A 21,087-nucleotide genomic window follows, 5' to 3' on the forward strand; every position below is an offset into this window, starting at 1 on the left:
TCGTTATCCGATGAACGGAAAAACCATCTCGATCGTAGCAATCATTATCTTAGTTCTTATCGGCGGCGGAATTCTCTATTGGCAGTTCGGTGCGACCCCCTCTTCAGAGCCTGCTCCATCTGATACGCAGCAGACCGCGAGCACGACGCAACAGGTCGCCGGCCAAGACGTCACCGTGGGTACCGGCAAGGAAGCAGCGCCAGGCTCTATTGTCTCGGTCCTCTACGTCGGCCGCCTCCAGGACGGGACGGTCTTCGACAGCTCTGAAGCGAACGGCAACCAACCACTCCGCTTCCAGCTGGGCGCTGAGGGCCTTATCCCTGGCTTCCAGATCGGTGTTAATGGCATGAAAGAAGGGGGTGAGCGCCGCATCGCAATCCCACCGGAGTTTGCCTATGGCAACCAGGACGTGAAAGATGCTGCGGGCAAGGTCATCATCCCGGCGAATTCGACCATCATCTTCGATATCCGCCTCGTGAAGGTAGAAGCAGGCTCCACAACACCTCAAACTTCGACCACAACGGCACAATAAGTCTAGGTCAGGAGACCTTGCAAAAGGTGGGGGAATGTGCTATCGTTCCCCCATGCTGACAAAGCGAAAGAAGCAGAATGAAATCTCGAAAGCCGCTCGCCACGACACCGATACGGGGTCGCCGGAGGTGCAGGTTGCGATTTTGACGCGCCGCATCGAAGAGCTTTCTCAACATTTGGATAAGAATCGTAAGGATAAGAGCTCGCGCCGCGGACTCCTTGGCCTCGTTGCCGACCGCCGCAAGCATTTGAAGTACCTCGAAGAGACCAACAAGCGCGCATACAGCGCCTTGACCAAGAAGCTCGGCCTCAAGAAGTAGGCTCTGGCAGGGTTCTGCCTCCTCGTCCGTCAGCTATACTAGGGATAGTCGATCCCTCTTTTTAAACGTTGTTAGTATTTTTATATGTCTATTATCAAACATCAGGAGCAGCGTGTCGGCGTTTTCATCGACACCCAGAACGTCTATCACAGTGCAAAGAACATCTATCACGCACGCGCCAACTTCGGGAACATCCTGAAGGAATCAGTGGCTGGTCGCCGCCTTATCCGTGCCCGTGCGTACTCCGTCACGACGGAAAGCGGGGAAGAGAAGGGCTTCTTCGAGGCCCTGGGGAAAATCGGCATCGAGATGCGCACCAAGGACCTTCAGGTCTTCTATGGCGGTGCAAAGAAAGCCGATTGGGACGTCGGTCTCGCCGTGGATGCCATTACGGCTTCCCCTAAGCTCGATACCGTCATTCTCGTCACCGGAGACGGTGACTTCATCCCGCTGGTTGAATACTTGCAGACCCATGGAGGCTGTCAGGTAGAAGTGGTCTCCTTCGGACGCTCAACTTCCGCAAAATTGAAGGAGGCGGCAGACGATTTCCTCGATCTCGATGAGGATCCACGTCGCTATCTCCTCAATTACCGTCCTGCGCGTCGTCCACGCAATGGACGATCGCCGCAGCAAGAGGCCGCGCCTCAAGATCCGGTGGAAAATCCGGGCGAATAAGCTTCAAAGCGCGGACAAAGTCCGCGCTTTGAAATTAGGGAAGGGGGTATATACTCAAAACATTATCCAAGACCCCCGGATAGGTAGGCTTCAAACGCGGAGTTTGAAACCTAAAATCCGAGGGTCGGTAAGACCTTAACAACATGCAGAAAAAAGAATATTCCGTCGAGATCGATGGAAAGAAGATGACCGCCGAGTTCAATGACTGGGCGGATCAGGCAAATGGTTCGGTGCTCGTTCGCTACGGCAATAGCGCCATCTTGGCTACCGCCGTCATGGGTTCGAAAGAATCGAACCTCGATTATTTTCCGCTCTCCGTCGAATACGAGGAGAAATTCTACGCAGCAGGCGCGATTCTTGGATCGCGCTTCATGCGCCGTGAAGGTCGCCCGTCTGACGAAGCGGTCCTCTCAGGTCGCATCGTCGACCGCACCATCCGCCCACTCTTTCCGAAGGGCTTGAAGCGCGACGTGCAGGTCATCCTCAGCGTTCTTGCGATCGATGAATACGATCCGGACGTTCTTGGAGTCATCGCGGCATCGCTCGCGCTCGGCACTTCCAATATTCCATGGAATGGTCCCGCATCAGCGGTGCGTATCGGCATGGAAGAAGAGAAAGAGGAATTCGTGGTGAATCCTACATACCTCCAGCGTCAGGAAGAACTTCCGCCGAAGGCGAAGCTCGACCTCTTGGCATGCGGTAAAGACGGCCTCATCAACATGATCGAAGTCGGCGCGCGCGAAGTAGACGAAGTTGTCCTCGAGAAGGCAATGAAGAGGGCGAGCGAGGAAATCGAGAAGATCCAGGCATGGCAGCATTCGATCATCAAGGAACGCGGCGTCGAGAAATTCAACTTTATCCCGCCGTTCGAAGACGACACGAAATTCGCTCCCGCATTCGATGAGGTCGTCACGAAGGCATTCGATGCGAAGAGCGGCATCCTCACGAAGAAGGACCTCGGTAAGGCGAAGTCTGACTGGATCGCGCATGCCGCACAGATGTTCCCTGATGCGACCCCGAGCGCAATCGACACCTACTACGAACATCGTGTCGATCAGTATGTGCACGACCTTGCAATCAAGCAGGGAAAGCGTGTCGACGGCCGTAAGTTTGATGAGATCCGCCCCCTCTACGCACAGGCAGGTGGCGTCTCTCCGATGATCCACGGTACCGGTATCTTCTACCGCGGAGAAACACACGTACTCGCAGCACTCACACTCGGCGGCCCCGGCGATGCACAGCTCATCGACACCATCGAGTATCAGGAAGCGAAGAAGCGCTTCATGCTCCACTACAACTTCCCGCCATTCTCCGTCGGGGAAACCGGTCGTGTCGGTAGCGCGAATCGTCGCATGATCGGTCACGGCGCACTTGCTGAGAAGGCACTTCGCGCAGTGCTTCCGGACAAAGATGTATTCCCCTACACGATCCGCATCGTTTCCGAGTGTCTTGCATCGAACGGATCGACCTCACAGGCAACCGTCTGCGCAGGCACGCTCGCGCTTATGGATGCAGGAGTTCCCATCACGAAGCCGGTCGCGGGTATCGCGATGGGCATGATGTCGGATTCCAAAGCAGGTGTGTACAAAGTATTGACCGACATCCAGGGTCCGGAAGATCATCATGGTGACATGGACTTCAAGGTCGCCGGCACCCGCGATGGCGTCACCGCAGTCCAGATGGATGTGAAGGTAGACGGTGTACCGCTGAAGACACTGGCTGAAGCATTCGTGCAGGCAAAGAAGGCGCGCCTTGAGATTCTTGATGTGATCACCAAGGAAATCGCAGCGCCACGCGCTGACATCTCTGCGCGCGCTCCGAAAATCCTTACGCTCAAGGTGAAGACCGACCAGATCGGTCTCGTCATCGGCCCAGGCGGCAAGATGATCAACGGCATCCGTGAGCGCACGCTTGCGGAAGATATCACCATCGAGGAGGACGGCACCATCTTCATCACCGGCAAGAACGGTGCAGCAGAAGCCGCATTCAAGGAGATCTCAGACCTTACGCGCGAATACATGCCCGGCGAGAAGTTCGACGGGGAAGTCACTCGTCTTATGGACTTCGGCGCATTCGTGAAGATCGGTCCTAATACCGAAGGCTTGGTTCACGTCTCGGAAGTGGCCCCGTTCCGTATCGGCAACGTCTCCGAAGCGGTACAGGTCGGTGATGTTGTTCCGGTCCTCTTGAAGGAAATCGACGACAAGGGAAGGTATAATCTCTCAATCAAGGCAGCTGATCCGGAGTGGGCAGCCCGAAAGGGACTCGTGCCAAGCGAAGGAGGAGGTAGCCGAGAAGATCATGGGGGACGACGCCACCAAGGAGAACGCCGCCGACGCATCTAAGAATCCGCAAACCGGGGCTCCTTCCGCACAACCCGCAGGTTCCGCACCTGCGGGTTCTGCATTGCCGCCCGGCGTTCCGGAACCGATTATCACGGAGGATCCCATCCCTGTGCCCGCTCCGAAACCGGTGCCGCCTCCTGTTGCAGCGCCGGTTGCTCCTCCTGCTCCAATGCCTCCAGTTACCGTTACATCGCCCGTAACGCCTCCTCCAGCAGCTACGCCGGTTACATCGTCTGCACCGCCATCGGATGCATCAATGCAGAATGATATCTCGAAGATCTTAGGCGGCATCAAACTTCCTGAACGACACAATCAGATCAAGGAGGAACCTGCTCCACAACAGAAATACGACACGACGCTCGCGGATCCGACACGCGAGATGCCGCGCGCCGTTCCCGGATTCACGCCGCCCGAACAACCTGCAGGAGCACCTCAGCCGGCGAAAACCGATGGCATCGGTTCGTTACATACACTCAAAGACGATCTCCAACACGTCGTGCAAGAGAACAAGATCTCGTACGTGCGAGCAGTAGCCTTGGAGGAAGAGAAGCGCCATCGCATTGAGGAGCGTTCCCCCGTACCGAAGGTGAATAAACGCTCGATGTTCACGCTTTTCATCGTGATACTTCTTATCGGTACCGGTCTTCTCGCGCTCGGGGCCGTGTTCATGGTGATGCAGCAGCGCACCGGAGAATCGAACGCCGCGCTTCGCTCAAGCATCCTCTTTGCAGAGCAGAGCGTGCCGTTCCCGATCGATAACGAAGCGCCGGGAGACATCAAGCGCACCCTCGCATCCGCCCGAACCTCAAGCGCACTGACCCTCGGCGCCATCCTCCAGATCATGCCGGTGAAAACAGTGACCGATCCTCAGACAGGGCAGATCTCCGGCACTCCGGTCTCATTCGGGGAGTTCCTCGCCGCAATTGGCACTCGCGCCCCTGCCGAGCTTGCTCGCGCTCTCGGTGATGAATTCTTCCTCGGCATCCATACCGTCGATGAGAATGCACCCATCATGATCGTCCCTGTGACTTCATACGAACGCGCATTCGCTGCCATGCTCGAATGGGAGCCACGTATGAACGCCGACCTTGAGCCGCTTTTCACCGTACTCTCGCCGCAAGCAGTTGGACCGGACGGCACGCTCGTGGAAAGGAAGTTCGAGGACACCGTTATGCGCAACTACGACGTGCGCGCGCTCAAGGACGACAGCGGCATGATCCAGCTCTATTACTCGTTCCCGACGCGAAATGTTCTCATAATCGCGGAGAGCCCCTACTCGTTCAATGAGATCCTGAGTCGCTTACGGGCCGATCGTCGTCTCTAGGTTGCACACCAAAAGGTGGTTGGTATCATTGCGGTATGGAACACCTCACACCAGACGAATTAGAAGAATTGAAAGCACTGCTGGGCGCCGAGAAAGACTCTCTGGAGGAGGAGCTTGCCGAGCACGGCCGCAAGGTAGGAGACGATTGGCAGGGAACTTCCGGCGGCGTCTCGTCAGACGAAGCAGATGCAACCGATGCCGCTGATTCGATGGAAGAACTCGCCGTAAACATCCCGCTGGTGGAAGAATTGGAGAGTCGCTACAAGGAGGTCGTTGCAGCCATGAATCGCATCAAGGAAGGGAAGTATGGCCTCGACGAGAACACCGGCGAGCCGATCGACATCGAACGCTTGCAGGCAAACCCCGCTGCACGCACCAACATCTAACGCGCTCGCGTAAAACCGTCGTACAATTGCGGCGATGAAGCAGAAGATCGCGTCCGGTTTCGCACGCGTATTCAGCGCCCAGCCCGCGTTGCCGAATGCAGCGCCGGTCTCCGTCGAATGCGATATCGTGAAAGGCCTGCACGCCTTCACCATCGTCGGTCTTCCTGATAAATCCGTCGAGGAAGCGAAGGATCGTCTTGCCTCGGCGATCAAGAACAGCGGTCTCGAATCCCCGAAACGCAGCAACAAGAAGATCGTACTTTCCCTTGCCCCCGCCGGACTCAAGAAGGAGGGCGCGGTCTTCGACTTGCCGATGGCGCTCTCGTTCCTGCTGGCGTCCGAACAAGTGAAGTTCGATCCAGCAGGCAGATTGTTTGCAGGGGAACTGGCGCTTGATGGCGAGATCCGACCGATCCGCGGCACGCTTTCCATCGCCTCTATCGCACAGAAAGAAGGATTCACTGATGTGTACGTGCCGCGCACTAACGCCGATGAAGCAGCACTCATCTCAGGATTGAATATCCATCCACTCGATGACCTCTCACAGACACTCGAGGTTCTGCGATCGAAGGGGACGCCGCATCGGCGACGCGTCATTGCAGCAACTCACGATGACAATGCGCTCGATGATGTGCGCGGACAGGAAAGCGCGAAACGCGCACTCGTCATCGCTATGGCCGGAGGACACAATATCGCCCTCTACGGCCCGCCCGGCACCGGAAAGACCATGCTCGCGCGCGCCGCTGTTTCAATTCTGCCCGACCTCTCAGAAGAAGAGATGATCGAGGTGACGACTATTCATTCTTTGTCGGGCACTCTTCAGGGCGATGTGGTCCGACGCCCGCCCCTGCGTACACCACATCACACGTCATCCTATGCATCGCTCATCGGCGGCGGCTCTTCCAGTCCGCGACCTGGCGAAGTCACGCTCGCACACCGCGGCGTCCTGTTTCTCGATGAATTTCCTGAATTCCACCGTGATGTGATCCAAGCGCTCCGCGAACCTCTCGAGGACAGCGTGGTGAGCGTCGCACGTTCCAAAGGATCGTCGGTTTTTCCCGCGAATTTCATGCTGATCGCCGCACTCAATCCCTGCCCGTGCGGATACTGGGGATCGAATAGGTGCGAATGCATGCCGCATGCGGTCGAAAAATACCGACGGAAGATCAGTGGCCCTATCGCTGATCGTATTGATATGTGGGTGACGGTCCCTGAAATACCGCTCGAAAATCTCACGCGCAAAAGCAAGGCGGGACATTCAGAATCGAAAGCGGCTCGTGAGGCAGTGCTCCATGCTCGTGAACGGCAACATGCGCGTTTCCTCGGGACAAAGTTACGGATGAACGCCGACATGCGAGCTCGAGACATCGAAACTCATGCCGCACTCAGCGATAGCGCCGAGAAAGCCCTCGTACAAGCGGCAGAGCGCATGAAGTTATCCGCACGAGGCTTTCATCGCACCATCAAGCTTGCCCGCACCATCGCCGACCTTGCCTCATCCGAAAGCATCGAGACCCCTCACATGCTCGAAGCGCTCCAATATCGTGCACGCGAGCTCTAACTAAAAAGCCCCACGGGGGGCTTTTAGATAAAGAAACGGATCATCAAAAGTATCTGGGTGAGGAGTTGGGTATTCATAGACTAGAACGGATTCCGTGGGCCACCGCGGATCTCGAAGTGCAGGTGGGCGCCGGTCGAACGACCCGTGTTGCCGACATATCCGATGACCTGACCTGCATTCACGCGCTGCCCCTTACCAGCAGCGACCGATGACATGTGTGCGTAGAGCGACTGGGTTCCGTTGTCGTGACGGATGACAACATAGGAGCCGTACCCGCCGTTCCAGCCACCTTCGAGGGCGATGATGACGTCTCCACCGGCTGCTGCGACGATCGGGGTACCGACTGGGGCAGCGAGGTCGACGCCGTTCGTGCCGTGGATGCCCTGCGTGCGGCGGCCGCCCGGAAGCGGATTGGTGTAGTAGCCGGAATATGACGAACTCTGCGATGTCGCGGCGACCTTCGAGCCGCTCTTGGCCGGATCGGGCTCATACGTCTCCTGGCCGTTCGGGATGATGATGACATCGCCGGCAGCGAGGGGGCCGGTGAGGCCGTTGAACTGGGAGATCTCGCCCTTATCTCCCTTGTACTTCTTCGCGATGCTCTCGAGCGTATCACCCTTCTTTACGGTGTATTTGAGGCCGGAGACCGGGAGGATCGTGAGCATCTGACCCGGCTTGATGGGGCCGGTGATGTTGTTCGCCCACTTGATGGTATTGACCGAGACCTCGAACATGTCGGCGATCTGGGAGAGGGTGTCTCCCTCGCGGACGATATAGATGCTGATCGCGTCCTTGGATGGAATGACGGTCTCTCCAGCAAAACCGCCAGCCGCACGGACTGCCATGCCGTCTTCAATGACGACTTCTGCACCGCCACGAGCCGGATTCGGGCTCATGCTCGCCTCAAGGATGGGCATGGTCTGGACCGACTGCTTGCTATCGGAGAGGGCCTGGGCCTTCGGACGGAAGAAAGATTGCATCTCGCCAAGCGTCAGAGCATGAGTGGGGGCAGGGAGGGCCGTAAGGACCGCCACTGAAAGCATGGAAACCGCAAAAGCCTTGTGCCAAGAAGGAGTTAAGCGGATGGTCTCTGAAAACGCTGTGAAGCGGGTCAAAGAAGCCTTTGTCTTTCCTTGCTGAGATGCCAATTCAGCGCGGAAATCCTGATTTTTACGTACGATAAGCCAAATTTAGATGACTTTCTCCCATTGCCGCCCTCGAAATCCGGGGTTAGCCAGGATTCGAGCTTACGGCTAGGTTTCAAGCCATTTTTTGAGCAACACTGCAGGAAGTTTCGGTAAAATATGGCTCTAAGTCTCGATATTTTGAGAAGGGAGAGCCGGGGAAGAACAGAGGTGTTGCTACGGGATTCACTGTATCCTCATGGGGGTGGAGGGTCAATAATATATAAATTACACGGGTGGATAGTATTTTTGTCAATATTTTGAGCTCACATGCTATAGTTTGCCGGTGGAATATCTTGCAGGACTCAACGAACGGCAGAAAGAGGCAGTCCTGCACATCCAAGGCCCCCTTCTTATCGTCGCCGGCGCAGGTGCCGGAAAGACCAAGACCATCACCAACCGGGCCGCCTACATGATCAAGAGCGGCATTCCCGCTCACAAGATCCTCGCCGTCACCTTTACCAACAAGGCGGCAGCCGAAATGCGTAATCGCATCTCCAGCCTGCTGCTGCCGGGCGAGAAGACCGGGGCGCCGTTTACGACCACCTTCCACTCTCTGGGCGTCCGCCTCCTCAGGGAATTCTCGGATGCTGCCGGCATCCCGCGAGCGTTCGTGATCTGGGATCGCGACGACAGCATACGCGCCCTCAAACGTGTCTTGGTAGCGGCCGGTCTCGAGAACCGCTTCCCACCCCGTCAGGTCCTCAGTCGCATCTCAAAGGAGAAGGGGAACGGAATGAACGCAGAAACCTTCCTCAACCAGGCATCTTCCCATTACGCACAATCCATTGCAGAGGCGTGGCTTGGCTATGAGAAAGCCCTTAAAGAAGAAGGGGCTTTGGATTTCGATGACCTTCTTCTGCGCACACTCTCCCTGTTAAGGAACAGTCCGGAGACCCTGGCCAAAATCCAGCATCGCTGGCAGCATCTCACGATCGACGAGTACCAGGATACGAATGCGGCTCAGTATGAGATCGCTCGTCTTATCGCGGGAGATAGGCACAACATCTGTGCCGTGGGGGATATCGACCAGAATATCTACAGCTGGCGCGGCGCAGACATCTCGCACCTGCTCTCGTTCGAGAAAACCTTCCCGGGAACCAAAGTCGTCCTCCTTGAGGAGAATTACCGCTCGACGCAGACCATTCTCACCGCGGCGAATGCCGTCATCTCGAAAAATACACGCCGCTTCGACAAGCGACTCATCACGGGGAACCCGACCGGTGAAGCAATCACCCTCTTCGCAGGGGACACTGATCGCGATGAAGCATTCTTTGTCGCCCGATCGGTGCGCGAACTGCTTGGCTCAGGAGTGAAAGCATCGGAAATCGCGGTCCTCTTCAGGGAAAACTTCCAGTCACGATCCCTCGAAGAAGCCTTCATCTCCGTGGGACTTCCGTACCGCGTCCTCGGCGTGCGATTCTTCGATCGCGCTGAAGTGAAGGACGCGCTCGCGTATCTGCGCGGCGCCCTCAATCCTGCCAGCTTCACCGACTTCTCTCGTGCTGCGGGCGTTCCTTCACGAGGCATCGGCAAGACGACTCTTGAGAAGATCGCGGCAGGAAAGGAGGACACCCTCGCCGCTGCCGCGCGAACCAAAATCGCGAACTTCCGATCAGTGCTCGAGAGTATCCGCAATGACATTCACACCCTGCGGGCATCAGAAGCAGTCCGATCCATGCTGACAAGGAGCGGACTCGAGGCCATGCTTGCCAATGGATCAGAAGAGGAGCGCGAGCGCCTCAATAACGTATTCGAACTCGTCGCACACTCGACACGCTATGACACGCTTCCTGCGCCCGAAGGTATCGAGCGCCTTTTGGAAGATGCCGCACTCATGGGGGAACAGGACGCACTTCAAGACCGACAGGAAGCTGTCTCCCTCATGACCGTCCACGCCTCGAAAGGGCTCGAATTCGATGCCGTCTTCGTCACCGGCATGGAACATGGCCTTTTCCCGTCAGAGAGAGAAAGTGATGGGGAGCGGGACAACGAAGAGGAGCGCCGATTGTTTTATGTCGCCCTCACACGAGCGAGGAAATTCTTGTACCTCACGCTCGCCGGCAGCCGTCTCAGGTACGGCTCACGGGAGATGACCATCCCTTCGACATTCCTAGAGGATATCGATTCCCGTCTCATCACCTACGCACACGACCATCTGGGAGGAGACCGTATCATCCGGTGATATGCGCGGCGCCAAACTCGGGCAACATTTTCTCAATGCACAATGGGTCGCACGAGATCTCGTGCGAAGTGTTGGGATTCGAGAGAAGGAAACAATCATCGAAGTCGGTCCGGGAAGGGGAGCCCTGACGAAAGAATTACTTGCGCAGGGCGCTACGGTAATTGCGATCGAGAAGGATCCGACGCTTATTCCTGTCTTACGCGAAGCATTTGCGCAGGAACTCAGCAGCGGGCAATTAAAGCTTATCGAGGGGGATATCCGCGACACGACACCAGCAACGCTCGATATCGAGAGCTACTCAGTAGCGGCGAATATCCCGTACTACATAACCGGGGAGATCATCCGCCATTTCCTTACGGCACCCGAACAGCCGCGCGCCATGTCGCTCCTCATTCAGAAGGAAGTGGCCGAGCGTATCGTCGCGCGGGATGGGAAAGAAAGCATCCTTTCGCTCTCGGTAAAGGCATATGGAAACCCTTCCATCGTGGCCAAAGTACCCGCTGGCTGTTTCAATCCTCCTCCAAAAGTCGACTCTGCGATCCTTCTCGTTGAAGACATATCAAGAGAATTCTTCGATACTATTTCTGAGGAGAATTTCTTCAAAGTAGTAAGAACGGGATTCGCATCAAAGCGAAAAATGCTCGCGGGGAATTTGAAGGGGTTGTTTGAAAATTCTGCCCAAATACTGCAAGAGTGCGGCATAGATGTGAAGGTGCGGGCGGAGGATGTGCAGCTTAGCCAGTGGAAGAAGATTGCGAGCACGCTGCGTCACGGATAATTTCTTCGCTGTTCTGCTCGGTCACACATAAAATCCACGCCGACGCGTGGATTTTTGCGCGACCCCGACTCGGCCGTTTCGCCTTCTGGCGAAACATGCCTCCGTCTCAGTAGCTCCGTATCAAAGAGCGCGCAGGCGCTCTTTGATTACTGGCTACTGCCCATCATGTCGATGTTGGTGCCTGGCCAGACAATAAGAGGGAAGATTGAAACAACACAGTAATACGGAGCGCTCGCGAGACCGAGAAGCCATTGGCCCGTATGTCGCGGCGGGCCGAACTGATACGTCTTCGTCGCCGGTGTCCAGATGAACGGACCACCACGAGGAGGGGAGAGGAACGCGTAGATCGCATTGTTGTAGCACGGACGGATCGTCGTGATCTGCCCACCAAAAGGAAACGCGTACGTCGTGAAGGGAACCGCAAGCAGGATGACCCCGACGATGGAAGATACGCTAAGCGCGCGCATGTGCACATTCTAACATCGCGCAGTGATGCACCAGCTATACTGTGTGTACGAATATGGTGATCAACGAAGGCGGGAACTATCAAGACATGATCGCCGGCATCGAAGCCGAGAAAAAAAGCGTTGTCATCACCGATGACGCAGACACGAAGAAGGAAGGGTGGATCCATCGCCATCCGTTTCTTGCAACCATCCTCGGCATCGTCGGACTTTTGTTTCTCGGCATTGCCCTGGTCGCTAATCGCATCGATGTAAATCCTGCGAGTTCCAGTGGCGCATGGGGCGGTGCAGGCGGTGCGTTCTTTGGAACAATTAAGAACGCCATTCCTACAGGGGTTAATACAAGCGACGTCGTGGTACGGCTTCAGTCACCTGATGATGCGTATGCCGCGGTGCCGATTTACAAGCCAACGGAACAAACCGACGTGCCAGCCGGCGTCGACGACATCGCGTCGCTCCTTGCGCAATTAGTGCAACACACGCCGGTTACCCCAGCCTCCACTCAAGAACCGGCAACACCCGATAGTTATTCATTCATCCCACAAGGATTGGTGAGCACCGAACCAACCACCAAGAAATTAAGCGCTGAACAAGAGAGGCTCAAAAGCTACGGAAACGCCGTCGGTACCCACATAAAAGGATATGAGGATACGCACGCTGGCTCCGCACAGATCCTCAAGGACCACGTGGAGGACCGCACGAATCCGGATAAGATACGTGCGCTCAAGATCCTCGGGACCGACATGCAGCAATTGGGGAATGACCTTAAAGACTTAGCAGAAGTGCCGGCTGATATTGCTGGCATGCACCGCACCTACGCAAATGCATACTTCGCTGCGGGTGCGAATCTCATTTTGATAGCGGACACCTCCAGCGACGAACAGTTCGTCGACGCAATAACCAAGTACAACGCGGTCGTCGAGAAGCTCTCAGTGCAATTCCAGCTTCTTGTCGCACTCTTCGGCACCAATGAGGTGTCATTCTCCCAGTCGGAACCGGGAAGTATCTTCATGTTTAGTCCGAATCTCTCGCTCGCGCAGTGATATAATTTTCGCGTGAACTCGGGACGCTCTCGTGGGGTTTCTCCCATTGCCACTGCAGCCGCACTTTCCGTTGCGCTTCTTCTCGCGGCAATCGGGTCATATATCGGTGATCACGTTCGTCGACCTTCTACTCAAGCGCCCAAAGCGGCTCCGACAGCGGCACAAGAACAGCGATATGCATCAGTAGAAGATGCGGACAAGAATGGCCTGCCGGATTGGCAGGACGAATTGATGCGCGGTGGCGTCTCGTTCAGTACGACCAGCGCCTCAACGACCGAATCACGCGACCCCGTAACTGCTCTCGGCACTTCCTTAATCAACTCCCTCGCAAGCGGTTACTCCTCGCTTAAGGAGTTCAATATGTATTCAGACGAACAGGCAGAGAAGCTGGCTACGACCTTGGCCGCAAACTTCAAAGCACCCGACACCACGGTGGCCCATACGATTGATGAACTCACGGTCGATCCCGATACCTCATCTGGCGCCATCCTAGAGTACCGCAGCGACATGCGTGTGGCGCTTGCAGGCCTCGTCGATCTCGAAGCGGAACCGGAATTCTCTTTGTTTGCGCGCTACATCCAGACCAATGACCCTAAGTGGCTTACGGAACTCGGTAAAGCCGCTGAACGTTATCGCACCGCCGAGACAAATCTCATGAAAGTTACGGTCCCGGACACCGCCGCATATCTTCACCTCCGTGCAACGAACGCGACCGGTACCTATGCCCAGACACTGGAGCGACTTGTCCGATTTGCGAAAGACCCACTCGCAACCATGGCGCTTTTGAGAACGTATAATGAGTCTGAGCGAGAATACCTTCTCGCGTTTGATGCATTGGCGAAATTCTATGCTGAGAATACTAGCGGGAACTAGGGAAGATCGTGTCGTGCGGGCGATACTTTGCGCAGCGCTCGTGCTGTTTCTCCTCTCTATCGTTCCGGTCTTCGCACAAGAGGCAGAAGAGCCGGCCCCTACACCAACCCCGACTCCGAGCCCGACGCTCTCAAATGACGGTATCTTCGGATGCCGCGGCCAAGGAGCTAATATCGCAAACGTCGGTACGCTTTCCGCGATCGGCGGAGTGTATGTTCCCGTCAACGACGCAGCGGTAACGCTCAATACCGGCTATCTCGTATATAAGGAATGCGTTCTCGATGCGGTTGCGCGCAAGATCGCTGAAAATTCCACATCCGAACAAGCGCGTCAGGTTATTAACGCAATCGGAAACGGTCGCGGCGGTAACCCTCAATACGTCGTGAATGAGCGCAACGAGATCAAGCAACAGAACAACATTCTCGTCGTGAACATGCTCCAGAACGCCGATAACACCAATGCGGTCTGCTCGGCATTCCGTGGTTCCGTAAGAAGCACTATTGCACGCCAGTATGTCCTGAACACAAACCAGGCTGCTTCTCCGTTTACCTGCACCATGCCGGGAGAGGGAAGCAGCTACTGGGAACGCCTCGCGGCACTGCGCGATCCGCGCAATAACGAATACGGCGCATATCGAATCGTCGACGAATTGCGACGACGAACGCTTTCATATAACGAATTCAACCAACGCGAACGCTGGCAACGATCGGGAGGTTTCTACGACACGACGAGCAGCAACGAGGACCCGATGAACTCGAACATCATCACGCCCGGCTCTATCGTGCAACGCTCGCTTGATCAGATGCTCGGCTCCGGTTTCCGTCAACTTGAAAGCGCAGATGAGATCGATCAGGTGGTAGGTAATCTCTGGGGAGGTCTTACGACCCAGCTCGTCGCCGATACTCGAGGCCTTTCGGGCCTTACACAGTCGGTCAATGGACAGCCGTCATACATCGATCGCATGACGGCACAGACCGCCGCAAGCGTCCGCCAACAGGCGGCCAACACCGCCCTCAGCGTTATCGGGGCCGCTCGCCAGATCGAGACGACCTATCGCCAAGCGAAAGAGGGAATCGCGACCGCGCTCTCTAATTCCATCGAGCAGCTCCGTGCAGCGGAGAATCAATGCTGGGGACTCATTATCCCGAAAGTACAGGAAGCTGCAGGAACAGGAACACAACTCAATATCGCAACCTCGACCCGTTTCTCGCAGCCGATCATCGATGCGCAGATCGCACCGCTCGCCACCAGCACCATTCGCGATATCCGCAATTCCGACGCAGCTATCGCGCTTCTCAACGAGCTCATCTCAAGCGTATCGAACAGCGCTTCGCAAGCGAACCAGCAGCAGGCACTCCTTCGTCTCGACACCATGGTTGCAAACCGCCAGCTTCATACCGCTACGGATGCAACAAACGCGTCGACGCAGCGCGACAACGTGGCGAGCGCGCTTACGAAGCTTGTCGAGGACACGGTCAAAGCCTGGGGGGATAGCACCGATCCGAACGTCGGATGGTGCAACGTCAATAATCAGGAGGTGGTTACGAAGTGGCTTAACGAGTGGAGGATATGATCGCATCCCGAACATTCCGCCTCGCCCTCGTCTTTCTCGTCTCGGCACTTTTCATTGCTGCCATAATTACGCCGCATATTGCCCTCGGCCAGGAAGCGGCAGCACAGGCAACCATCGAGCCTAATGATTCTTGCAGTATCTGGAACGGAACCTGGGGATTCAACTGTGGCATCTGGTACCCATTCATGAGCGCGTTGGGAACCTTACTCCTTTCGTTCAGTATCAGTGTACTCGTGGTGCTGGGAGCAATCTTCGATCAATTCCTCTCGGCGCTGGTCGTCTCTTTTCAGGACACACTCGTCTCACTCAACATACTCGGTGGCATTCAGATCGCTTGGCAGCTTTTCCGCGATATCACCAACGTCGTCATTATCGGCGTCTTCGTCTTCGTCGCCATCATGACCATCCTCGGCAGCACAGAGTATGGGACCAAACGGCTTGTCTCTCGCGTTCTCATCGTAGCGATCCTGATCAATTTCAGCCTCCTTTTCACACGCGTCGTCATTGAAAGCACCAATTTCGTATCAGCTCAATTCGCGCGGTCTATGCCGAACAATGCGCTCACCGCTGGGGTTGCGCAGAGCTTCTTGCAGGCATTTGGTATCGACGGCACGATCAGCGGCACCTACGAGCTTACGCGCCGCGTCGCAACGGAAACGGATAGCGGCTGGGCGGCACTCATCTATGGAGTCGTCGCGGGCAGCGTGCTCTTAGTCATCGCACTCGTCTTTCTCTATGGGATAGTCATCATCAGCGCTCGCGCGCTGCTTCTGGTGTTCATGATGATTACTGCACCGATCGCGTTCGCATCATTCTTAATCCCCACATGGTCAAACCAGGCATATATCGGTTGGAACAATTGGTGGTCAAACCTCCTCAAGGCGGCGATGTTCGGCCCGATATTCATGGTGTTCCTCTGGATCGCGATGCAGATAATCGCCCGGGGGAGCGTGGCAAACGCAGGAGCGGCTCTCGGCAAACTCGCGAATGACCCATCCAAGATGGATGTGAACGCGTGGCAGCAGCTGATCTTCCTCATGATCGGTACCGGCGTTCTCTTTATCGGCATACGCGCATCAAGTTCATTCGCAGCGTCCATCGGCGGCTTCAACTGGGCGACTGTAGCATCACTACTGCCGGTCACTCTCGGTTCTCGCTTCGCAGCAGCTCCTGCACTTCGTCGCTTCGTCGGCCAGCCTGCGCTTGAACGACAACTTCAGTACGAAGATGACATCAAGCGAGCGAAAGCGCGAGGCGACTGGTCTCAAGCAGCACTTCTTCAGAAAGACTATTCGAAGGCTGCGAAAATGGCATCTCGTGACTTTAATGCGATGAATTCCAATGTTTCGAAGCTTCTCACGAAATCACTTGGCGTTCCCAGCATGCTGGGCGGAGAAAAGAAATTGGGCGGAGCTGCTGGTATCGCGACTGCCGCGGCAAAAGAAACAGCGAAGGAGCTCAAGAACCTTCAGCCTTCGGCTCAAGATCTCGCTTCTGCAAGCAAAGCGGCGGCAAGCGAGGTTCGAGAGGGGAATAAGGCGCTCGCAGAATCTCTCAAGGGTGATCGTGATGCGGCTGTCGCACGACGAGAAGCCGCGGGCGGATCAGGTTCGGGTACGAGGACTGAACAGAAACAGATTACCGACACCATCCGCAAGGCGGTTGAAGATGGCAGCTCTTCGGGCGCTAACGCTGCGCAGCGCCAGATCGAACACAAACGCGAAGTGGATGCCGAACGAAAAGCTGAGATCGGTCAGGTTACTAACAAGATTGCCGAAGTTAAGACCGACGTGAACCGAAATATCGCACAGGAAATCAATGACGCGCAGGCCGCCCTAGGTCCGCTCTCTATGCTCGATGCAGACGTAACAAATGCCACTAACCGGATGACAATGAATCAGTTCGAGACAAATCAAAAGGCGATTGAAGCTAGTCAGAATGCGCAGTTAGGTGCCATTGATATGCTACAGAGCGCAATTCAAGACTCTCTTTCCCGAAGCGGGAATGATAATGCAGCAACAGCGAAAATTGCTATGAAGCTGGTTGAAAAACAGAATCCGAACGTTGGGCGAGTTATGAGCATTGCAAGACAAAATGGTCTTAAATAATCATTATGCCCGGGCAAGATCCTGAACTAAATAAACACATTGCCGAACGATTCAAGGCATTGCCGCCGGTCGTCCAGAAAGCGATTACCTCTTCAGATATTGAGAAGAATCTCCGCACCATGGCAGATGGTCAAAAATTACATGTGGACCAATGGCAGGCACTCGAAAACGAGGTCATGTTCTCCTTACTGGGCTTCAAGCCCGTAGCAGAGTTGGAAAAAAACCTCGTAAAGTCGGTTGGAGTTACCGCCGAAGTAGCTCATGTGCTTGCGGTAGATGTAAATCGCATCGTCTTTGAACCAATTCGACAAGAACTAGAGAGAGAACTACAACACCCGGCGGCCCAGGAAGCTGCCGTAAGCGGCACCGAAGCCGCACGAGCACAGGCGATTTCACAAGAAGCGGCGGCGGCAGCTCCCGCACCGACTCCACCCACTCCAAAACCTGACGCCACTGCTGCGCGAGCGCCTGCTTCGGGGGCATATAAACCGGGGGAGACCTCTGCACAACGAAAATCGGTTACCGACGATCCATATCGTGAAGTGCCACTCTGAAAGATGAAGTAGTGGCGCACAAATACTTGGTATACTGCTGGGGATGCAGTTCCAGGTTCCTCAATTCATCGAGGTGGAGGACAAGATCTTCGGTCCGCTGACGTTCAAGCAGTTCGTCTATATCACGGGCGGAGCCGGTATTTCCTACATGCTCTGGCGATCGCTTCCGATCTACGTCGCCGTCCCATTCATCGCACTCTTCGGCGGCCTCGGGATCTCACTGGCCTTTTTCCAATACAACGGCCAACCGTTCATCCAATCCCTTGAGCATGCCTTTTTCTACTTCACCCGCAACAAGCTCTACCTTTGGAGCAACGAAGAAGCTATCAATACCCGTAAGAAGGCGGCAACTATCACCACCGCCTCGGCAACTCCCTACGTACCGCACCTCTCTGACAGCAAACTGCACGACCTTTCGTGGAGCTTGGATATCCAGGAGCGCATCAACGCCGGCACCGCCGACGCGGAGGATAGGGAACAGGTCTCGCCTCTGAAGGACTTGGTCGCTCCGGTACGCACCGCGAAGGACGCTCTCATTTGATATGCCACAAGACACCGCACAATCTGCCTCCTCGAAGGTCAGCAGCCGTTCGACACAGGAGTTCGTCCCGATCAGCGAGGTCCGTGACGGCATCGTGGTCCTCAAGGATGGGAGCCTGCGTGCAATCCTTCTCGCTTCATCCATCAACTTCGCCCTCAAATCGGAGGACGAACAGACCGCCTTCATCGTCCAGTTCCAGAATTTCCTTAACTCATTGGACTTTTCGTGCCAGATCTTCGTCCAGTCCCGCATGTTGGACATCCGTCCGTACATCGCGACCTTGGAAGTAGCGTACAAGAAACAGATGGACGACCTCATGCGTATCCAGATCCGTGAATACATCGAGTTCATCAAGAGTTTCACGGAGGCAGCGAATATCATGACGAAGAACTTCTTCGTGGTCGTGCCATACGCTCCCGCAGCGCTCCAATCGCTCAATAGCGGCGGTATCGCGAGCAAGCTCCCGTTCGGACAGAAGACCTCTCCCAGCGCCGCCGAAGCCAATCGCACCTTTGAAGAGAAGGTCTCGCAGCTCGAACAGCGCGTCGGTATCGTGCAGCAGGGATTGGTGCGTTGCGGCGTCCGCACCGTACAATTAGGCACCGAGGAGGCGATCGAGCTCTTCTACAAGCTCTTCAACCCGGGCGAAGAAGGGAAGCCGATGCCAGTGGATAACATCACGCCGCAGTGATATGGGACTTTTTGATTTCCTTACGAAAAAGAGCGACGAGCCGGCAGCGGTCTTACCGGTCTTGCCGGAAGAAATCTATCGCACCGGCGTCCTTGGCCTGCAGGACGTCATCGCTCCGCACGCACTGAAGATCTCTCCGCGCGAACTCGATCTGGGGGAGAAGATCGCCCGCACCTTTTTCGTCATCTCGTACCCTCGCTTCCTCACGACCGGCTGGTTTGCGCCGATCATCAACATGGACAAGGTGATCGACGTCTCGATTTACGTCCATCCGATGGATACGAACGACATGCTTCGTAAGTTCCAGAAGAAAGTCGCGGAGGTACAGAGCCAGATCAGCGCTCGCGAGGAGAAGGGGATGGTGCGTGATCCGGTGCTGGACACCGCCTATTCAGACCTCGAAAAGCTCCGCGACAGCCTTCAGCAGGCACAAGAGCGCATCTTCGAAGTCGGGCTCTATCTCACCATCTACGGGTCCACCCGTGAGGAGATCGATAAGACGGAGAGCGAGATCCGCAGCATCTTGGAGTCACGCCTCGTGTACATCCGCCCCGCACTCTTCCAGCAGGAACAGGGCTTCCGCTCGGTCATCCCGCTCGCGGGCGACGAGCTGGGCGTGCACACCAAGCTTAATTCCGCACCGCTTTCCTCGATCTTCCCGTTCATTTCCTTCGACCTTACGTCGGATAGGGGAATCCTCTATGGCATCAATCGTCACAACTCGTCCCTCATCCTCTTCGATCGGTTCTCGCTCGAAAACTACAACTCGGTGACCTTTGCGAAGTCCGGCTCCGGTAAGTCGTATACGACGAAGCTGGAGATCCTGCGAAGCCTCATGTTCGATACCGAAGTCATCGTCATCGACCCGGAACGAGAATACGAATACCTTGCGGAAACCGTCGGCGGCCGCTACTTCAATATCTCACTCTCGTCTGAGCACCATATCAACCCGTTCGACCTTCCGATCCCACGCGAAGACGAAGCTCCGTCGGATGTGCTCCGTAACAACATCATTACGCTCGTGGGTCTTTTCCGCATCATGCTCGGCGGACTTACTCCGGAAGAGGACGCGATCATCGACAAGGCGATCACGGAGACCTACGCCCTCAAGGACATCACCGCCGATGCGAACTTCGCCTCGATCGAACCACCGCTTCTTTCTGACTTCGAGCTCGTCCTCAGCGGCATGGAGGGTTCGGAATCGCTCGTGCAACGACTCTCGAAATACACGAAGGGAACATGGTCGGGATTCATGAACCGCCCGACGAACGTGGACATGAACAAGAAGCTTGTCGTCTTTTCCGTACGCGACATGGAAGACGATCTGAAGCCGGTCGCGATGTACATCATCACCCACCACATCTGGAATACCGTCCGCAAGGAACTCCGCAAAAGATTGCTCGTCATCGATGAAGCGTGGTGGATGATGAAATCCCAAGACACCGCCTCCTTCCTCTTCGGTATCGCAAAGCGCGGCCGTAAGTACTATCTCGGCCTCTCGACGATCACCCAGGACGTGAACGACTTCCTCACTTCGCCCTATGGAACGGCCATGATCACCAACTCGTCGATCCAGATCCTCCTGCGCCAGTCACCGACATCAGTCGATCTCGTCCAGCAGACCTTCAAACTCTCCGATGAAGAGAAGTATCTCCTCCTCGAGTCGGATGTGGGGGAAGGAATCTTCTTCGCCGGTCTCAAACATGTCGCGATCAAGGTGATCGCCTCGTATACCGAGGACCAGATCATCACGTCAGACCCGTCCCAGATCCTTGCAATCAAGAAAGCGAAGCAGGAACTGGCTGCATCGAATGAAATCCCCGGTGGCCCTGCCGCACCGGCGGCCCGCGCAAGCGCCGCTGAAGCACTGAAGGCGATGGCTCTCAAGGAAGCGAGCGGCACTGCGCAACAGGCATCACAGGAACCGCTTCCACCGACCAGCGTCCAGTAG

At 55.9% G+C, this 21,087-nt stretch carries 19 protein-coding genes; 17 read left to right on the forward strand and 2 right to left on the reverse strand.

All coding sequences use genetic code 11. From position 1 onward, the window contains the following. Positions 1–10: 10 nt before the first annotated feature. The 7 genes from JNK62_01750 (at position 11) to JNK62_01780 (ending at position 7,142) form a co-directional block, all read left to right on the forward strand. A complete protein-coding gene (locus JNK62_01750; protein ID MBL8158239.1) occupies positions 11–532 on the forward strand; it encodes an FKBP-type peptidyl-prolyl cis-trans isomerase in 522 nt (173 codons plus the stop codon). 52 nt (positions 533–584) lie between these two features. Further along, entirely contained in the window at positions 585–851 is a 267-nt protein-coding gene (rpsO, locus tag JNK62_01755; GenBank protein MBL8158240.1) for a 30S ribosomal protein S15, read from the forward strand. Between the two features lie 84 nt (positions 852–935). Further along, a complete protein-coding gene (locus tag JNK62_01760; GenBank protein MBL8158241.1) occupies positions 936–1,526 on the forward strand; it encodes an NYN domain-containing protein in 591 nt (196 codons plus the stop codon). A 143-nt stretch (positions 1,527–1,669) separates the two neighbouring features. Then, a complete protein-coding gene (locus JNK62_01765) occupies positions 1,670–3,871 on the forward strand; it encodes a polyribonucleotide nucleotidyltransferase (protein MBL8158242.1) in 2,202 nt (733 codons plus the stop codon). Beyond that, positions 3,828–5,195, forward strand: a complete 1,368-nt coding sequence (locus JNK62_01770) for a hypothetical protein (protein ID MBL8158243.1) — start codon at positions 3,828–3,830, stop codon at positions 5,193–5,195. The genes JNK62_01765 and JNK62_01770 overlap by 44 nt, the downstream gene beginning before the upstream one ends. Before the next feature lie 35 nt (positions 5,196–5,230). Then, the gene (locus tag JNK62_01775; GenBank protein ID MBL8158244.1) at positions 5,231–5,581 is read left to right on the forward strand and encodes a hypothetical protein; all 351 of its coding nucleotides are present in this window, start codon (positions 5,231–5,233) and stop codon (positions 5,579–5,581) included. A 34-nt stretch (positions 5,582–5,615) separates the two neighbouring features. Beyond that, on the forward strand, positions 5,616–7,142 hold the full coding sequence (locus JNK62_01780; GenBank protein MBL8158245.1) for a YifB family Mg chelatase-like AAA ATPase: 1,527 nt from the start codon (positions 5,616–5,618) through the stop codon (positions 7,140–7,142). Between the two features lie 80 nt (positions 7,143–7,222). Here JNK62_01780 and JNK62_01785 read toward each other — a convergent pair whose 3' ends face one another. After that, positions 7,223–8,122 (reverse strand): peptidoglycan DD-metalloendopeptidase family protein, encoded by a 900-nt coding sequence (locus tag JNK62_01785; GenBank protein ID MBL8158246.1) that lies wholly within the window; start codon positions 8,120–8,122, stop codon positions 7,223–7,225. 490 nt (positions 8,123–8,612) lie between these two features. Between JNK62_01785 and JNK62_01790 the strand changes: the two genes are divergently transcribed. Continuing rightward, entirely contained in the window at positions 8,613–10,511 is a 1,899-nt protein-coding gene (locus JNK62_01790; protein MBL8158247.1) for a UvrD-helicase domain-containing protein, read from the forward strand. A 1-nt stretch (position 10,512) separates the two neighbouring features. After that, positions 10,513–11,289 (forward strand): ribosomal RNA small subunit methyltransferase A, encoded by a 777-nt coding sequence (rsmA, locus tag JNK62_01795; protein ID MBL8158248.1) that lies wholly within the window; start codon positions 10,513–10,515, stop codon positions 11,287–11,289. A gap of 146 nt (positions 11,290–11,435) precedes the next feature. Here the strand turns inward: rsmA and JNK62_01800 are convergent, their stop codons facing one another. Next, positions 11,436–11,756: a hypothetical protein gene (locus tag JNK62_01800; protein MBL8158249.1), complete on the reverse strand. Its 321-nt coding sequence runs from the start codon at positions 11,754–11,756 to the stop codon at positions 11,436–11,438. 53 nt (positions 11,757–11,809) lie between these two features. On the opposite strand from JNK62_01800, the gene JNK62_01805 reads away from it, so the two are divergent. The 8 genes from JNK62_01805 to JNK62_01840 are packed head-to-tail and all read left to right on the forward strand — an operon-like array spanning position 11,810 to position 21,087. Then, entirely contained in the window at positions 11,810–12,796 is a 987-nt protein-coding gene (locus JNK62_01805; protein ID MBL8158250.1) for a hypothetical protein, read from the forward strand. 12 nt (positions 12,797–12,808) lie between these two features. Next, on the forward strand, positions 12,809–13,669 hold the full coding sequence (locus JNK62_01810) for a hypothetical protein (protein ID MBL8158251.1): 861 nt from the start codon (positions 12,809–12,811) through the stop codon (positions 13,667–13,669). A 40-nt stretch (positions 13,670–13,709) separates the two neighbouring features. After that, entirely contained in the window at positions 13,710–15,242 is a 1,533-nt protein-coding gene (locus JNK62_01815; protein MBL8158252.1) for a hypothetical protein, read from the forward strand. After that, entirely contained in the window at positions 15,239–17,350 is a 2,112-nt protein-coding gene (locus JNK62_01820) for a hypothetical protein (GenBank protein ID MBL8158253.1), read from the forward strand. The genes JNK62_01815 and JNK62_01820 overlap by 4 nt, the downstream gene beginning before the upstream one ends. A gap of 5 nt (positions 17,351–17,355) precedes the next feature. Next, positions 17,356–17,904, forward strand: coding sequence for a hypothetical protein (locus tag JNK62_01825; protein ID MBL8158254.1), 549 nt, complete (start codon positions 17,356–17,358; stop codon positions 17,902–17,904). Between the two features lie 43 nt (positions 17,905–17,947). Further along, positions 17,948–18,445, forward strand: coding sequence for a PrgI family protein (locus tag JNK62_01830; protein ID MBL8158255.1), 498 nt, complete (start codon positions 17,948–17,950; stop codon positions 18,443–18,445). 1 nt (position 18,446) lies between these two features. Then, a complete protein-coding gene (locus tag JNK62_01835) occupies positions 18,447–19,136 on the forward strand; it encodes a hypothetical protein (GenBank protein ID MBL8158256.1) in 690 nt (229 codons plus the stop codon). 1 nt (position 19,137) lies between these two features. After that, the gene (locus tag JNK62_01840) at positions 19,138–21,087 is read left to right on the forward strand and encodes a DUF87 domain-containing protein (GenBank protein MBL8158257.1); all 1,950 of its coding nucleotides are present in this window, start codon (positions 19,138–19,140) and stop codon (positions 21,085–21,087) included.

Source organism: bacterium, assembly GCA_016789445.1.
Classification (GTDB): Bacteria; Patescibacteriota; Minisyncoccia; order Phycocordibacterales; family UBA2100; genus UBA10103.

What these genes read in the sequence shown, in the direction of transcription:
- JNK62_01750 (MBL8158239.1), top strand. Translation starts at nt 11, where the DNA reads ATGAACGGAAAAACCATCTCGATCGTAGCAATCATTATCTTAGTTCTT.
- rpsO (MBL8158240.1), top strand. Translation starts at nt 585, where the DNA reads ATGCTGACAAAGCGAAAGAAGCAGAATGAAATCTCGAAAGCCGCTCGC.
- JNK62_01760 (MBL8158241.1), top strand. Translation starts at nt 936, where the DNA reads ATGTCTATTATCAAACATCAGGAGCAGCGTGTCGGCGTTTTCATCGAC.
- JNK62_01765 (MBL8158242.1), top strand. Translation starts at nt 1,670, where the DNA reads ATGCAGAAAAAAGAATATTCCGTCGAGATCGATGGAAAGAAGATGACC.
- JNK62_01770 (MBL8158243.1), top strand. Translation starts at nt 3,828, where the DNA reads ATGGGGGACGACGCCACCAAGGAGAACGCCGCCGACGCATCTAAGAAT.
- JNK62_01775 (MBL8158244.1), top strand. Translation starts at nt 5,231, where the DNA reads ATGGAACACCTCACACCAGACGAATTAGAAGAATTGAAAGCACTGCTG.
- JNK62_01780 (MBL8158245.1), top strand. Translation starts at nt 5,616, where the DNA reads ATGAAGCAGAAGATCGCGTCCGGTTTCGCACGCGTATTCAGCGCCCAG.
- JNK62_01785 (MBL8158246.1), bottom strand. Translation starts at nt 8,122, where the DNA reads ATGCAATCTTTCTTCCGTCCGAAGGCCCAGGCCCTCTCCGATAGCAAG.
- rsmA (MBL8158248.1), top strand. Translation starts at nt 10,513, where the DNA reads ATGCGCGGCGCCAAACTCGGGCAACATTTTCTCAATGCACAATGGGTC.
- JNK62_01800 (MBL8158249.1), bottom strand. Translation starts at nt 11,756, where the DNA reads ATGCGCGCGCTTAGCGTATCTTCCATCGTCGGGGTCATCCTGCTTGCG.
- JNK62_01805 (MBL8158250.1), top strand. Translation starts at nt 11,810, where the DNA reads ATGGTGATCAACGAAGGCGGGAACTATCAAGACATGATCGCCGGCATC.
- JNK62_01820 (MBL8158253.1), top strand. Translation starts at nt 15,239, where the DNA reads ATGATCGCATCCCGAACATTCCGCCTCGCCCTCGTCTTTCTCGTCTCG.
- JNK62_01825 (MBL8158254.1), top strand. Translation starts at nt 17,356, where the DNA reads ATGCCCGGGCAAGATCCTGAACTAAATAAACACATTGCCGAACGATTC.
- JNK62_01830 (MBL8158255.1), top strand. Translation starts at nt 17,948, where the DNA reads ATGCAGTTCCAGGTTCCTCAATTCATCGAGGTGGAGGACAAGATCTTC.
- JNK62_01835 (MBL8158256.1), top strand. Translation starts at nt 18,447, where the DNA reads ATGCCACAAGACACCGCACAATCTGCCTCCTCGAAGGTCAGCAGCCGT.
- JNK62_01840 (MBL8158257.1), top strand. Translation starts at nt 19,138, where the DNA reads ATGGGACTTTTTGATTTCCTTACGAAAAAGAGCGACGAGCCGGCAGCG.